11 protein-coding genes are annotated in these 15,604 nt (G+C 66.3%); all 11 read left to right on the top strand.

Going from position 1 to position 15,604, the window contains the following annotated elements:
• Positions 1-301: 301 nt before the first annotated feature.
• The 11 genes from eccA to eccE all read left to right on the top strand — a co-directional run bounded on the left by eccA (position 302) and on the right by eccE (position 15,144).
• Positions 302-2,164, top strand: coding sequence for a type VII secretion AAA-ATPase EccA (gene eccA / locus ACZY1I_RS11785; protein ID WP_463755096.1), 1,863 nt, complete (start codon positions 302-304; stop codon positions 2,162-2,164).
• Positions 2,161-3,768, top strand: a complete 1,608-nt coding sequence (eccB, locus tag ACZY1I_RS11780; protein WP_463754574.1) for a type VII secretion protein EccB — start codon at positions 2,161-2,163, stop codon at positions 3,766-3,768. Before eccA ends, eccB begins: the two co-directional genes overlap by 4 nt.
• A complete protein-coding gene (eccCa, locus tag ACZY1I_RS11775) occupies positions 3,765-7,766 on the top strand; it encodes a type VII secretion protein EccCa (protein WP_463754573.1) in 4,002 nt (1,333 codons plus the stop codon). Before eccB ends, eccCa begins: the two co-directional genes overlap by 4 nt.
• The gene (locus tag ACZY1I_RS11770; RefSeq protein ID WP_463754572.1) at positions 7,763-8,071 is read left to right on the top strand and encodes a PE family protein; all 309 of its coding nucleotides are present in this window, start codon (positions 7,763-7,765) and stop codon (positions 8,069-8,071) included. Before eccCa ends, ACZY1I_RS11770 begins: the two co-directional genes overlap by 4 nt.
• Positions 8,072-8,073: 2 nt before the next feature.
• The gene (locus ACZY1I_RS11765) at positions 8,074-9,594 is read left to right on the top strand and encodes a PPE domain-containing protein (protein WP_463754571.1); all 1,521 of its coding nucleotides are present in this window, start codon (positions 8,074-8,076) and stop codon (positions 9,592-9,594) included.
• 33 nt (positions 9,595-9,627) lie between these two features.
• Positions 9,628-9,921 (top strand): type VII secretion system protein EsxG, encoded by a 294-nt coding sequence (gene esxG, locus ACZY1I_RS11760; RefSeq protein WP_463754570.1) that lies wholly within the window; start codon positions 9,628-9,630, stop codon positions 9,919-9,921.
• A 47-nt stretch (positions 9,922-9,968) separates the two neighbouring features.
• Positions 9,969-10,259: a WXG100 family type VII secretion target gene (locus ACZY1I_RS11755; RefSeq protein ID WP_463754218.1), complete on the top strand. Its 291-nt coding sequence runs from the start codon at positions 9,969-9,971 to the stop codon at positions 10,257-10,259.
• 11 nt (positions 10,260-10,270) lie between these two features.
• Positions 10,271-11,170: an ESX secretion-associated protein EspG gene (locus ACZY1I_RS11750; protein WP_463754569.1), complete on the top strand. Its 900-nt coding sequence runs from the start codon at positions 10,271-10,273 to the stop codon at positions 11,168-11,170.
• Positions 11,171-11,276: 106 nt separating this feature from the next.
• The gene (gene eccD / locus ACZY1I_RS11745) at positions 11,277-12,698 is read left to right on the top strand and encodes a type VII secretion integral membrane protein EccD (RefSeq protein WP_463754568.1); all 1,422 of its coding nucleotides are present in this window, start codon (positions 11,277-11,279) and stop codon (positions 12,696-12,698) included.
• Positions 12,695-14,116, top strand: a complete 1,422-nt coding sequence (gene mycP, locus ACZY1I_RS11740; protein WP_463755095.1) for a type VII secretion-associated serine protease mycosin — start codon at positions 12,695-12,697, stop codon at positions 14,114-14,116. Before eccD ends, mycP begins: the two co-directional genes overlap by 4 nt.
• Complete coding sequence (eccE, locus tag ACZY1I_RS11735; protein ID WP_463754567.1) at positions 14,113-15,144, top strand: type VII secretion protein EccE; 1,032 nt, start codon at positions 14,113-14,115, stop codon at positions 15,142-15,144. Before mycP ends, eccE begins: the two co-directional genes overlap by 4 nt.
• The last annotated feature ends 460 nt before the right edge of the window (positions 15,145-15,604 follow it).

Raw genomic sequence — 15,604 nt, 5'->3', positions numbered from 1 at the left:
TGTCCACGGATTGGACGGCGGCTATACGTTGATGCCGCAGGGCTCCCGGCACCCCGAGCGGGGGCGAGTGCACCCCGCTGTTGTTAATGAAAATCATATTCAGTAAGCTGCGTAACCTGACGCCCTGACGCTTCGGAAGTTTTCAGATGTTGCTGGTCAGCGGCTTCGTGACAGGAGTTTATGTGGTGAATCGCACCATTTTGGCTGTATCGACAGTTAGCTTAGGGAATGCTAACTTCGTGTGGCTTGCTTCATGTGAATTTAGCCAATGGCGACCTTAACTTCAGGAGACGGCGCGGGCGTGGAACGCGGTGATATCGGCATGCTTACGGCTCAGACCCGTGCATCCCGGACAGACGGCAGGGTAGACAGCGACGTGGTCAGCAGGTTTGCTACCTGCTGCCGCGCTCTGGGCATATCGGTATACGAGCGGCAACGCCCGGCGGACTTGACTGCGGCGCGGTCGGGTTTCAGCGCACTCACGCGGGTCGCGCACGAGCAATGCGACGCCTGGGTGGGCCTGGCCGCGGCTGGAGACACCTCTAGGCAGGTGCTCGAACAGGTGTCGCGGACCTCGGCGACTTCCGGGGTGTTGCAACGGCGGGTGGAGCTCGATCGCGGGGCCCTCGGGTTTCGCTACGACACGGGCCTCTACCTGCAATTCCGGGCTACCAGCCCGGATGACTTCCACCTCGCCTATGCGGCAGCGCTGGCAGCGACCGGAGGCGCGGGCGAGTACGCCGCGGCCTACGAAGTCGTCACCAACATCGCCGAGCGCCGCCCGAAGCTGCGCGAGGCCCGTTGGATTGCCGTCGTCATCAATTACCGCGCTGAGCGCTGGTCGGACGTCGTCAAGCTGCTGACCCCGATCGTGAACGACCCCGACCTCGACGAGTCCTTCGCGCACGCGGTCAAGATCACCTTGGGCACCGCACTGGCCCGGCTGGGCATGTTCGCCCCCGCCCTCTCATACCTCGAGGAACCGGAGGGGCCCATCGCCGTCGCGGCGGTCGACGGTGCGCTGGCCAAGGCCCTTGCGCTGCGCGCGCACGTGGATGAGGAGGCGGCCAGCGAGGTACTGCACGAGCTCTACGCGGCCAATCCGGAGAACGAAGAGATCGAGCAGGCGCTGTCGGACCCGAGCTTCGGGATGGTTACCACGACCGCCGCGCGCATCGAGGCTCGAAGCGACCCGTGGAACCACGAAACCGAACCCAGCGACGCCGATTTCGTCGACCCGGGGGCCCGCGAGCGCAAGGCCACCCTGCTGGCCGAGGCCGAGGTGCAACTCAACGAGTTCATCGGTCTGGACGAGGTCAAGAACCAGGTATCCCGATTGAAGAGTTCGGTCGCCATGGCCGTGCTGCGCCAACAGCGCGGGTTGACCGTCGCCCAGCGCACCCACCACCTGGTGTTCGCCGGCCCGCCCGGGACGGGCAAGACCACCATCGCCCGTGTCGTCGCAAAGATTTATTGCGGTCTGGGCCTGTTGAAACGGGAGAACATCCGCGAGGTGCACCGTGCCGACCTGATCGGTCAGCACATCGGTGAAACCGAGGCCAAGACCAACGCCATTATCGACAGTGCCCTCGACGGCGTGCTGTTCCTCGACGAGGCGTACGCGTTGGTGGCAACCGGAGCCAAGAACGACTTCGGGCTGGTAGCCATCGACACCTTGCTGGCGCGCATGGAAAACGACCGCGACCGACTGGTCGTCATCATCGCCGGCTATCGCGCCGACTTGGACAAGTTCCTCGACACCAACGAGGGTCTGCGGTCCCGGTTCACCCGCAGCATCGACTTCCCGTCGTACCAGCCGCCGGAGCTGACCGAGATCGCGAATTTGATGGCGCAACAACGAGACAGCCTCTTCGAGCAGTCCGCGCTGGAAAACATGCAGAGGTTGTTCACGCACTTGGCCGCGACGTCGTCACCCGACAGCAACGGCATCGACCGGCGCAGTCTGGACATCGCGGGCAACGGCCGGTTCGTGCGAAACATCGTCGAACGCTCGGAGGAAGAGCGCGAGTTCCGGCTTGACCATTCCGAACAGGCTGGAACAGGTGAATTCACCGATGAGGACTTGATGACAATCACCGCACAAGATGTCACCAATACGGTGGCTCCGCTGCTCCGCGGGCTCGGACTTTCGGTGCCGGCATGAGCAATAAGACGAATGAGTCGGAAGGTGAGTGGGGAGACGACCGGCGTTCCTTCACTTCCCGCACTCCGGTCAACGAAAACCCCGACAAGGTGGAATACCGTCGCGGTTTCGTCACCCGCCACCAGGTAACCGGTTGGCGGTTCGTGATGCGGCGCATCGCCTCCGGAATTGCGTTGCACGACACCAGGATGCTGGTTGACCCGCTACGCACCCAGTCGCGTGCGGTGCTGATGGGTGTGCTGTTGCTGGTGACCGGATTGCTTGGCTGCTTTGTGTTTTCGCTGATCCGGCCGAATGGACAAGTGGGTAACAACACGGTCCTCGCCGACCGGTCCACCTCCGCGCTGTATGTGCGGGTCGGAGACGAGTTGCACCCGGTGCTCAACTTGACCTCGGCCCGGCTGATCGCCGGCCAGCCGGTCAACCCGACCACTGTGAAAAGCACGGAGCTGGACCGCTTTCCGCGTGGCAATCTGGTCGGCATTCCCGGGGCGCCGGAACGCATGGTGCAGAACACAACGCACGACGCCGCCTGGACGGTGTGCGACGGCTTCACCGGGCAGCCCGGACATGGCGCGCACAGCACCGGCGTGACCGTCATCGGCGGCCAGCCCTTCAGCGACGGTAGTCGGGCGGCCGCGATCGGCTCCACGCAGGCAATCCTGGTAGATAACGGGAACAGCACCTGGATCCTGTGGGACGGCAAGCGCAGCCGGATCGATCTGGCGGACCACGCGGTGACCAACGCATTGGGCCTGGGCACCGAAGTGCCTGCGCCGCGGCCTATTGCGGCAGGTCTGTTCAACGCGATCCCGGAATCCGCACCGCTGACCGCGCCGCCGATTCCTAACTCGGGCAACCCGGCTGGCTTCGCTGTCCCCGCGCCCATCGGTGGGGTAGTGGTGTCCTACGCGCTCAATAAGGATGCGTCGGACGGCTCGCTGTACTACGCGGTGCTGCCCGACGGGCTGCAGCCGATCTCGCCCGTCCTGGCAGCCATCTTGCGCAACACCAATTCGTATGGCCTGCAGCAACCTCCGCGGCTTGGCGCCGATGAGATCGCGAAGCTGCCCGTGTCGCGGCAGCTGGACACCACGCGCTTTCCGGCCCAGCCGGTGACCCTGGTCAGCGGGACCAGCAATCCAGTCACCTGCGCGTTCTGGAGTAAGCCTTCCGGTGCTGCCACCAGCTCCTGGACCTTGCTTTCAGGTTCGGCGCTACCAGTACACGAGGGTCTGCGCACTGTCGAATTGGTCGGTGGCGGCGCGAAAGTCGCGCTCGCGCCGGGTACCGGGTACTTCGCCCAGAACGTGACCGGCGGTGCGGCGGCACCGGTCACCGGGGCGTTGTTCTGGATTTCCGACACCGGGGTGCGCTACGGCATCGACAACGAGGCCGACAACCGGTCCGGGTCGGCCGGTAAGGGTAAGGCGGTTGAGGCTCTTGGTCTTGAGTCGCCGCCGATCGCCATTCCATCGTCAATCCTTTCTTTGTTCGCAGCTGGCCCGACCCTGTCGCGCGCCGATGCGCTGTTAGCGCATGACGGCTTGCCGCCAGACAGCAGGCCGGGACGTCCGGCATCCGCCGAAGGGGAACCCCGATGAGCAGACTGATCTTCGAGGCGCGCCGACGGCTGGCGCCGCCGAGTGCCCGCAAGGGCACCATCACCATCGAAGCGCCACCGGAACTACCCCGGTCGATTCCGCCGTCGTTGTTCCGACGGGCCATGCCGTACCTGATCGGCATCCTGATCGTCGGCATGATCGTCGCGCTGTTCGCCACCGGTATGCGGGTGATCTCGCCGCAGACATTGTTCTTCCCGTTCGTACTCCTGCTGGCCGCCACCGCGCTCTACCGCGGCAACGACAGCAAGATGCGGACTGAGGAGGTCGACGCCGAGCGAGCCGACTACCTGCGTTACCTGTCGGTGGTGCGGGACAACATCCGGGCTCAAGCCGAAGAGCAGCGTGCCGCCGCTCAGTGGTCGCATCCGGAACCGGCGGCACTGGCCTCGGTGCCCGGCTCCCGTCGTCAATGGGAGCGCGACCCGCACGACCCGGACTTCCTGGTATTGCGGGCCGGCCGGCACACCGCGCCACTTGCCACCGCCCTGCGGGTCAACGACACCGCCGACGAGATCGACCTGGAACCGGTGTCGCACAGCGCATTACGCGGCCTGCTCGACACCCAGCGCACAGTCCGCGACGTGCCAACCGGAATCGACCTGACCAAGGTCTCACGAATCACGGTGGTCACTGAAACCGGAGGGGCCGACGCTGAGGTACGAGGTGCTGTGCGCGCCTGGATCGCCCAAGCAGTGACGTGGCACGACCCGACGGTGCTCGGCGTGGCGCTGGCCACCCGCGATTTGGAAGGCACCGACTGGTCCTGGCTCAAGTGGCTGCCGCATGTCGACGTTCCCGGCCAGATCGACGGTGTCGGTCCGGCCCGTTACCTGACAACCGACCCCGACGACCTGGTCGACCTACTCGGTTCAGCCTTCGACGACCGTCCGGCCTTCAGCGGTCAACCGGTAGATTCCCTGCGGCACTTGCTGATCGTCGTCGACGACCCTGACTACGACCTGACCGCCTCAGCGCTCGCAGCGGGTCGTGCGGGCGTCACCGTCGTGCACTTCTCGGCGACGGCACCCAACCGGGAGCAGTACTCCGACCCGGAGAAGCCGATATTGCGGGTGGCGCGCGGCGCCATCGAGCGGTGGCAGACCGGAGGTTGGCAGCCTTACATCGACGCCGCCGACGAGTTCGGCGCCAACGACGCCGCGCACCTCGCGCGCCGCCTTTCCCGCTGGGACTCCAACCCGACGCACACCGGGTTGCGGTCAGCGGCGACCCGCGGCGCCAATTTCACTACCCTGCTGGGCATTTCGGACGCATCGCATCTGGATGTGCCTGCATTGTGGGCGCCGCGGCACCGTGACGACGAGTTGCGGGTGCCGATCGGAGTCACCGCCACCGGTGAGCCACTGATGTTCGACCTCAAGGACGAGGCCGAAGGCGGTATGGGCCCGCACGGCTTGATGATCGGTATGACCGGTTCCGGCAAGTCGCAGACCCTGATGTCAATTCTGTTGTCGCTGTTGACAACTCACTCCGCAGACCGGCTGATCGTGATCTATGCCGACTTCAAGGGTGAGGCGGGCGCCGACAGCTTCCGCGACTTCCCGCAGGTCGTCGCGGTGATCTCGAACATGGCTGAGAAGAAGTCGCTGGCCGACCGGTTCGCGGACACGCTGCGCGGCGAGGTGGCCCGACGCGAGATGCTGCTGCGCGAGGCGGGCCGCCGGGTCCAGGGCAGTGCGTTCAACTCGGTGGTTGAGTACGAGAACGCTATTGCGGCTGGACACGACTTGGCTCCCATCCCAACGCTTTTCGTGGTCGCCGACGAGTTCACGCTGATGCTGGCGGATCATCCGGAATATGCGGAGTTGTTCGACTACGTGGCGCGCAAGGGCCGCTCGTTCCGCATCCACATTCTGTTTGCGTCTCAGACGCTGGACGTCGGCAAGATCAAGGACATCGACAAGAACACCTCCTACCGGGTCGGTTTGAAGGTAGCCAGCTCCAGCGTCTCCCGTCAGATCATCGGCGTGGAGGACGCGTACCACATCGAGTCCGGCAAGGAGCACAAAGGCATCGGCTTCCTGGTGCCCGCACCTGGTGCCACCCCGATCAAATTCCGTTCGACCTACGTCGACGGCATCTATGAGCCACCGCAGACGACCAAAGCCGTGGTGATGCAGTCTGTTCCGGAGCCGAGATTGTTCACCGCCGGACTGGTGGAGCCGGACGCGGGCACCGTGATCCCCGCGGACGAGGACGAATCGTTCGGTCCGCCGCGCAAGCTGATCGCCACCATCGGCGAGCAGTTGGCCGGTTATGGCCCGCGGGCACCGCAGCTTTGGCTGCCGCCGCTCGACGAGCCGATCCCGCTGACCGCGGTGCTGGCGCGTGCCGGGGTGCCGGCGCGTCAATGGCGCTGGCCGCTCGGCGAGGTCGACAAGCCGTTCGAGATGCGTCGGGACCCGCTGCTGTACGACGCGACCTCGTCCGCCGGCAATGTGGTGATTCACGGCGGTCCCAAGTCGGGCAAATCGACTGCACTGCAGACGTTTATCTTGTCGGCCGCCAACTTGCACTCGCCGCGCGAGGTCACGTTCTACTGCCTGGACTACGGCGGTGGGCAGCTGCGGGCGCTCGAGGGTCTGGCCCATGTCGGTAGCGTCGCCTCCGCGCTGGAGCCGGAGCGCATTCGTCGCACCTTCGGCGAACTCGAGCAGCTGCTGCTGTCCCGCCAGCGACGGGAGGCCTTCCGCGACCGCCCGGCCAACGGGCACACGAACGGTTCGACCCCGGGTGACGACCTCGGTGAGGTTTTCCTCGTCATCGACAACCTCTACGGCTTCGGCCGCGACAACGTCGACCAGTTCAACACCCGAAACCCGTTGCTGGCCAAGGTGACCGAACTCGTCAACGTTGGCCTGGCGTACGGCATCCACGTCGTCATCACCACGCCGAGCTGGCTGGAGGTGCCGCTGGCGATGCGTGACGGGTTGGGGTTGCGTCTCGAGCTCAAGCTGCACGACGCGCGCGACAGCAATGTCCGCGTAGCGGGCGCGCTGACCCGCCCGGCCGATGCGGTTCCGCACGACATGCCCGGTCGCGGTTTGACCATGGCGGCGCAGCATTTCCTCTTCGCCGCACCGGAATTGGACCAGATCCCCGCGATCAACGCCCGTTACCCGGGCCAGGCCGCACCGCCGGTGCGGTTGCTGCCCACTCACCTGACCCCGGCCGCGATCGGGGCGCTCTATCAGGGGCCGGAGCAGATCGTGATCGGCCAGCGCGAAGAAGACCTGGCGGCGGTAGTGCACGACTTCGCCGAACACCCGCTGCTGATGGTGTTCGGTGACAGCAAGTCGGGCAAGACCACGCTGTTGCGCCACATCATCCGCACGGTCCGGGAGAACTCGACGGCCGAGCAGGTGGCCTTCACCGTGCTGGACCGTCGGTTGCACCTCGTCGACGAGCCGTTGTTCCCGGACAACGAGTACACGGCCAACATCGACCGGATCACGCCGGCGATGCTCGGGCTGGCCAACATCATCGAGTCGCGGCGGCCGCCGGCGGGTCTGTCGACAGCGGAGCTCTCGCGATGGACCTACCAGGGCCACACGCATTATTTGATCATCGACGACGTCGACCAGGTACCGGACTCGGCGGCCACCAGCGGGCCATACCTGGGACAACGGCCCTGGACCCCGCTCATCGGCCTGCTCGGCCAGGCCAGCGACTTGGGTCTACGGGTGATTCTGACCGGTCGGGCTTCCGGATCGTCGCATGCACTGATGACGAATCCGTTGCTGCGCAGATTCAATGACCTGCAAGCAACCACGCTGATGTTGACCGGCAACCCGCAGGACAGCGGCAAGATCCGTGGCCAGCGGTTCAGCCGCCTGCCGGCCGGGCGCGGGATTTTGCTGTCCGACAGCGACACTCCGACCTACGTACAACTGGTCAATCCCCTCGTCGGTGAGGCGGCCGGATTCGGTGATACGCAACAGAAGGGAAGTCAGTCATGACGTTGCGAGTAGTTCCTGAAGGGCTGGCAGCCGCCAGCGCCGCTGTGGAGGCGCTTACCGCGCGGTTGGCGGCAGCGCATGCCAGCGCGGCTCCGTTGATCACCGCGGTGGTGCCGCCGGCGGCTGACCCGGTGTCGCTGCAGACCGCCGCCGGGTTCAGTGCGCAAGGCGAGGAGCATGCCGTCGTCGCGGCCCAGGGTGTCGAAGAACTGGGACGCGCCGGTGTGGGTGTCGGTGAAGCCGGTGCCAGCTACATCGCCGGTGACGCGGCGGCCGCTGCGACCTACGGGATCCTGGGCGGCTGAGAATGCTCTCCCCGCTCGGGCCAGTCTGGATCGCTTCGCCGCCAGAGGTGCATTCGGCGTTGCTCAGCAGTGGGCCGGGTCCGTCGTCGCTTCTAGCGGCAGCCGGAGCCTGGAACGCGCTGAGCGTCGAATATGCCGCGACGGCAGCCGAACTCGATGGTTTGGTGGGAGCGGTGCAAGCGGGGGTATGGCAGGGCCCGAGCGCCGAGCGGTATGCGGCTGCACACCAGCCTTACGTGGCGTGGCTGACCAAAGCCAGTACCAACGCGGCCCAGACTGCGGTCCAGCATGAGCTTGCGGCCACCGCCTACACCGCGGCGCTGGCAGCGATGCCGACGTTGGCGGAGTTGGCCGCCAATCACGTCGTTCACGGCGTCCTGGTTGGCACGAATTTCTTTGGTATCAACACGATCCCGATCGCGCTGAATGAGGTCGACTACTTCCGGATGTGGACGCAGGCCGCTGCCACCATGGGGCTCTACCACGCGGCCACGGGTGCGGCATTGGCGACAGCGCCGCGCACCACACCGGCGCCTCAAGTGGTGACACCCGGCGGTGAGGCCGCATCGGCGGCTGCCGAGGCGAATCCATTCACCAACATCATCGATGCCATCGTCGGGCTGCTGAAGGCATACGTGCTGGCACTGCCCGACGGCCAAATGCTCTGGGATTTCCTGTCGAATCCGCTCCCGGCGATCGAGCAGATGCTCATCGACTTCGCTACGAACCCGGAAGCCGCACTTGTGACCTGGGGGCCGCTGCTCTTCGCGCTCGGGTATCAGGCGTTCTTCCAGCCGTTCGGCTACACCTTCTGGGGAGTTGCGCTCAGCTCGCCGCTGTGGGGTGCCGCGTTGATCGCCGTTGGACTCGGCAGCCTGGGCTTTTTGAGTCAGATCAAATTCGACTTTCCCGACCTCCCGCTTGACGACGCGCCCGTCGCGGCGCAGGCTTCCGCGCACCAGTTGCCGCTCGCCGGACTCAGTCCGACCGTGGCGAGTCCAGCCGGTGCGCCGGCAGCTCCCAGCGCCGCGGGTGCACCCGCGAGTCCCGCGCCGTCGGCACCGGCCCCGGCCGCAACGAGTTTCGCGTATGCGGTTGCCGGGCCTAATGATTGGGGGCCCACCTTCGGTCCGACAGTCGGGGGCCGCACCTCCGCCAAAGCACCGGCCGCGACCATTCCCGCCGCGGGCGCGGCAGCGGTCAGCAGCGTGTCGGCGCGGGCGAAGCGACGCAGGCGCGCACCGCTGCACGACCACAGCGACGAATATCTCGACATGAACTCCGGCGTCGACCCGGTGTGGGACGACGCCCCCGGGGCTTCCGATCGGGGAGCGGGGCGGCAGGGCTTCGCCGGAACGGTGGCGACGGAGACGTTGCTGTCAGCCGCCGGCCTGAAGGCTTTGTCGGGGAACGACTTTGGTAGCGGTCCGCGGATGCCGATGGTGCCGGGGACATGGGACCAGTCGGTCGAGGAGGGGGGCTCAGATCGTCAGCGAGACGATTTACCGCAGAGCAGTCGTTAATCAATTTTTGAAAAGATCGAAAGGAGAGACACAGTGAGTCTTTTGGACGCTCACATTCCTCAGTTGGTGTCTTCGCAGGCGGCGTTCGGCGCCAAGGCGGGGTTGTTGCGGCACACGATCGGCCAGGCTGAGCAGGCGGCGATGTCGGCGCAGGCTTTCCACCAGGGCGAGTCGGCGGCAGCGTTTCAGGCCGCACATGCCCGGTTCGTCGAGGTGGCGGCACGGGTCAACACGTTGCTGGACATCGCGCAGGCGAACCTCGGTGACGCCGCCGGTACGTATGTGGCCGCTGACGCTGCTGCTGCTTCGAGTTACACCGGATTCTGAGCCGGAATTCACGGGACAGGCTAGAGAAGGTCTAGAGAGGTTTAGTTATGTCGCAGATCATGTACAACTACCCGGCGATGCTGGCGCACGCTGGGGAGATGTCGGGCTACGCGGGCACGATGAGCGGGTTGGGTGCGGATATCTCCGCTGAGCAGGCTGCTCTGCAGAACGCGTGGCAGGGTGACACCGGGCTGACGTATCAGGCGTGGCAGGCGCAGTGGAACCAGGCGATGCAAGACCTGGTGCGGGCCTACCAGTCGATGGCGAGCACGCACGAGTCGAACACCATGGCGATGCTGGCCCGGGACGGGGCCGAAGCCGCCAAATGGGGCGGTTAGCAACCGCTTAGATGAACGCAAAGCCCAATGCCGTCGAGCTGACGGTCGACCAGGCGTGGTTCATCGCGGAAACTGTTGGGGCGGGCAGCTTTCCGTGGGTGCTCGCGATCACGACACCGTATCGCGATAGCGCAGAACGAACCGCGTTCTTCGACCGCCAGAAGGACGAGCTCACTCGGATGGGGTTGATGACAGCCGATGGCGTCATCAACCCGACGGTCGCGGAGTGGATCAAACTGGTCTGCTTCCCCGACCGGTGGCTCGACCTGCGCTACCTGGGTCCCGCCCTCTCCAACGGTGAGGCCGGCAGCGCCGGTGAGATGCTGCGCGGCATCGTCGCGCAGCGTGCCGGGGTCGCTGGGAGGGCTGCGCCGGCAGCGAACACCGTCGTCGCTTTGCGCAGCGCGCAACTGGTCACCTTCACCGTGATGGACATCGATGACCCGCGGGCGCTGGTACCCGTCCTCGGTGTCGGACTTTCGCAGCGGGCGCCCGCGAAGTTCGAGGCATTCAGCATGCCGACCCGCGTCGGCGCACGGGCCGACGAGCGGCTGCGTTCGGGTACGCCACTCGCTGAAGTCCTTGACTACCTTGGCATTCCGGCATCGGCGCGAGCGGTGGTGGAGTCGGTATTCTCCGGGCCCCGCAGCTATGTCGAGATCGTGGCGGGCTGCAACCGCAACGGACACCACACCACCACCGAGGTGGGTCTCAGCCTCGTCGACGCCAAGGCAGGTCGGGTACTGGTGAGTCCAACCCGGGCTTTCGACGGCGAATGGGTGTCGACGTTCAGCCCGGGCACACCCTTTGCGACCGCAGTCGCGATAGAACAACTCACAGCCTGTTTGCCGGACGGGGAATGGTTCCCCGACCACCGGCTATCTCGAGACTTTTCGGCACAGACGTCATAGAGCACGGCTCACCACGAGCGCAAAACCTGACAGCAAGACCTCATAACAAGAATCAGAAAGAGAGCACGATGTCTCAGCAACGGCCCCAACGCAACTCGAGGGTCCAGTGACGGCCGGTACCGTCCTGCCGATCGTCCGCGTCGCAATCCTCGCGGACAGTCGGTTGACGGAGATGGTTCTGCCCGCCGAGTTGCCGTTGCGTGAAATCCTGCCTGCGGTACAGCGTTTGGTGGTTCCGGCGGCGCAGAACGGCAATGCGGGTGAAGCGGACGCAGGCGCGGCCCCCTACCTGAGCCTGGCCCCCATCGGCGGGGCACCGTTCAGTTTGGACGCCAGCCTGGACACGGTGGGTGTGGTCGACGGGGATCTGCTCGCGTTGCAGCCGGTACCTGCCGGTCCGGCTGCGCCGGGAATCGTTGAGGACATCGCCGACGCTGCTGCGATCTTCTCGACATCGCGGCGCCACCCCTGGGGCACCAGCCAAATCCAGCGTGGTGCGCTAGCCGCGGTGGTCGGCGTCGTGCTGGTCGCAACCGGCCTGTCGGTCGCGCATCGGTATGCCACCGGTGCACTTGCCGGACTGGTGGCAGCCGGCGCCATCGCGGCGGTGGTCGCGATCACCGGCCTGCTGACTACCGCACGCTCGCCACGCACCGGGATCGCGTTGTCGATCACCGCGCTGGCGCCCATCGCCGCGGCACTGGCCTTGGCGGTGCCGGGCAAGTTCGGGCCCGCTCAGGTGCTGTTGGCAGCGGCGGGTGTCGCCGCCTGGTCGCTGATCTCACTGATCGTGCCCAGCGCGGAACGTGAACGCGCGGTCGGCTTCTTCACCGCGGCGGCAGTGATCGGCCTGGCGGTGGCACTGGCCGCGGGCGCTGAATTGCTCTGGCAGCTCTCGGCATTGGCTCTCGGCGCCGGGCTCATTGTGGTCGCCTTGCTCGTCACCATTCAGGCGGCACAGCTTTCGGCGTTGTGGGCGCGGTTCCCGTTGCCGGTCATCCCGGCGCCGGGCGACCCGACCCCATCGGCGCCATCGCTGCGGGTCCTGGAAGATCTGCCGCGACGGGTACGGATCAGCGACGCCCACCAGAACGGGTTCATCGCCGCCGCCGTGCTGCTCAGTGTCCTCGGATCGGTGGCCATCGCTTTGCGTCCCGAGACGTTGAGCGTCGCGGGCTGGTATGCGGTGGCGGCGACATCGCTGGCGGCGACCCTGCGCGCCCGCGTGTGGGATTCGGCCGCCTGCAAGGCATGGCTGCTCACTCAGCCGTTCCTGGTGGCCGGAGTGCTCCTGGTGATCTACACGGCGAGCGGACGTTTTGTCGGTGCCGTCGGCGCGGTGGTCGTACTCGCGGTGCTCGTTCTGGCCTGGGTTGTGGTGGCGCTGAACCCGTCGATCGCCTCCGCCGACACCTACTCGCTGCCGCTGCGTCGCCTGTTGGGCTTCGTCGCCGCCGGGCTGGATGCGTCGCTGATCCCGGTGTTGGCGTACCTGGTCGGGCTGTTCGCGTGGGTGCTCAATCGATGATGCGTGCCGGATCGGCCTGCCTGACGGCCGCACTCATTGCGGTGCAGGCAGGCATGGCAGGCATGGTGGCGCCGCCGGCAATGGCGGTCAGCCCGCCGGTGGTCGACGCTGCCGCGCCACCGCCGAACGGGACGCCGGGACCGGTGCAGCCGATGGAGCAGCGTGGGCCGTGCAGCGTGTCGGGAGTCCTGCCCGGCACCGATGCCGGCGTACCCACACCCAGCCAGGGCATGCTGAATCTTCCTGCGGCATGGCAGTTTTCCCGTGGTGACGGCCAACTGGTGGCCATCATCGACACGGGGGTACGGCCCGGCCCGCGGCTGAACAACGTTGACGCCGGCGGTGACTTCGTGGAGACCACCGACGGCCTGACCGACTGTGACGGCCACGGCACCCTGGTCGCCGGAATCGTTGCCGGCCAACCCGGTGCCCCCGGTCAAGAAGATGGCTTCTCCGGCGTCGCGCCGGCCGCACGGCTGCTGTCCATCCGGGTGACTTCGGCCAAGTTTTCGCCACGCACGCCGGGCGGCGACCCGACGCTGGCGCGCGCCGCCATCGACATCGAGGCGCTGGCCCGGGCCATTGTGCACGCGGCCGACCGCGGGGCCCGGGTGATCAACATTTCCGCGATCACCTGCCTGCCCGCCGATCGGACGGTCGATCAGGCTGCTCTCGGCGCGGCGATCAAGTACGCGGCGGTGGAGAAGGACGTGGTGATCGTCGCCGCCGCGGGCAACAGCGGACCCACCGGATCTGTCGCTGGCGGCACATCGTGCGACTCCAACCCGCTGACCGACCTCAGCCATCCCAACGACCCGCGCAACTGGGCCGGCGTCACGTCGGTCTCCGTGCCGTCCTGGTGGCAGCCCTATGTGCTGTCGGTCGCTTCGGTGGCGTCGGACGGACGGCCGTCGAAGTTCACCATGGCCGGCCCCTGGGTGGGCATTGCGGCGCCCGGCGAGAACATCGCGTCAGTGAGCAACGCGGACGGCGGTGGCCTGGCCAACGGTCTGCCCGACGACCACCAGCAACTGATTGCACTCAGCGGCACCAGCTATGCGGCCGGCTATGTCTCCGGTGTCGCGGCGCTCGTTCGCTCGAAGTATCCCGGTCTGCCGGCTGCCGAGGTGGTCCGCCGCATCACCGCCACGGCACAGAACGGCCCGCGGGAGCCCTCCAACGTCGTCGGCAACGGCACCGTGGATGCGGTCGCCGCGCTGACCTGGCAGCTACCCGCCGCCGGGGACCGGAGTGCGCCCCCGTCGGTGAAGCCCGTCACGGTCCCGCCGCCGCCGGCAGCCAAAGACACCAAACCTCGTAACGTCGCGCTGGCGGGAGCCGGCGTGCTGACGCTGATAGTCGTGATCACCGCAGCGACCGTGGCGGTATTGCGCCGCCGGAAGGAGCCCACCTCGTGAGCCAGAGTTCAATCCCAAAGCCTGGCGTCGGGAGGATAACCCTGGCGCTACTGGTGGTCGTGCCTGCGGTCCTGGCTTATCCCTGGCAGTCCACGCGTGCCTACTGGCTGATCGGCATCGCGGTCGCAGTGGTGATCTTGCTGTTCGGCTGGTCGCGCGGTCTGTACTTCACCACGATCCTGCGCCGTCGGCTGGCGATAGCCGGTCGCGCCTCGAACCAGGCGAGCCGAGCCGCCGAGCCGGAAGCCAACATTCGCAGTACCGCGCTGCTGCGGGTCGCGGCGGCTCCGTCGGACGGCGAAGTGCTGCCGTTGGCGCTCATCGCCGGCTACCTGGACCGCTACGGCATCCGGGCGGATCACATCCGAGTCACCAACCGGAACACAGCATCCGGTGAACTGGAGACGTGGATCGGGCTGACCGTGTCGGCCGTCGACAACCTGGCGGCGCTGCAGGCTCGCTCGGCGCAGGTCCCGCTGCACGAGACCGCCGAAGTGGCGGGCCGCCGGCTCGCCGACCATCTTCGTGAGATCGGCTGGGAAGCCGGCACGGTGAGTTCCGACGATGTCCCCGAGTTGCTGGACTTCCAGGCGCAGAAGGCATCTCGCGAAACCTGGCGCTCGGTGCAGCAGGGCGATTCTGACTTTGTTGCGGTATACCGGGTCAACGCCGACGCTGACTTGCCGGCCACGCTGGCCGAGGTTCGCTCGCAGTCGGCCCGGGAGATCTGGACGGCGGTCGAAATTGCCCAGGCCGGACCCGGAGGCCACTACACGGTTACCGCGGCCTGTGCGTTGCGGACCGAAGCCGCCCCGACCAATGCCGCACCGGTGGCAGGACTGACGCTGGAACGAGGAAACCAGCGGCCGGTACTCACCGCACTGGACCCGCTGTCCACTCAGCGACTGGAAGGGCACACCGAGGCGTCGGCCGACCTGCTCGGCAGCCTGGACTGGCCTACTCCCGCGTCGGGGGCGCACCGGGTTCCGGCCAGCGAGGCCGCGACGCAGGTGATATCGCTCAGTTGATATCGGCGTGGTCCGATGGTCGCGACCCGCTGCGCCCGGCTTCGCCGCCCTTGCGTTATCTGTAACGGTTTGAGAGGTGTACAAAGACAGTTACCGACGTCAGCCGGCAACGTGGTTTGCATCGTGGGGAACAGTGTTATCTGTAACGGTGTAACCGTCGTGTAAGCCTGTCTGTGTCAACAGGTTTGGGCAAAGTGGTCCTGCTCTTTAGGTGTAACTAAGCGGGGGCGACCGTTCTCGTTTGAACTGGTGCGACCGCCGATTCATGGCCCGCGATGAAGGTGAACGGTCGTTACTCGCTCCTCACTGCCAAAGTGCAACCCCGGCGACGGAGTCTGCGCATCAATGACATAGACGTCATATCGAATAACGCATGACCGTGGCGGCCCGACTGGGCTTCCAGCTGCGAATATCCGGCGGATATGTTGACGACCGCCCAATCTGGTCATACGCTCAAGCC

Source organism: Mycobacterium sp. IDUB_37 (assembly GCF_055419245.1).
Note: the sequence above shows the minus strand (reverse complement) of the source record. Positions and strands in the feature narration are given on the sequence as shown.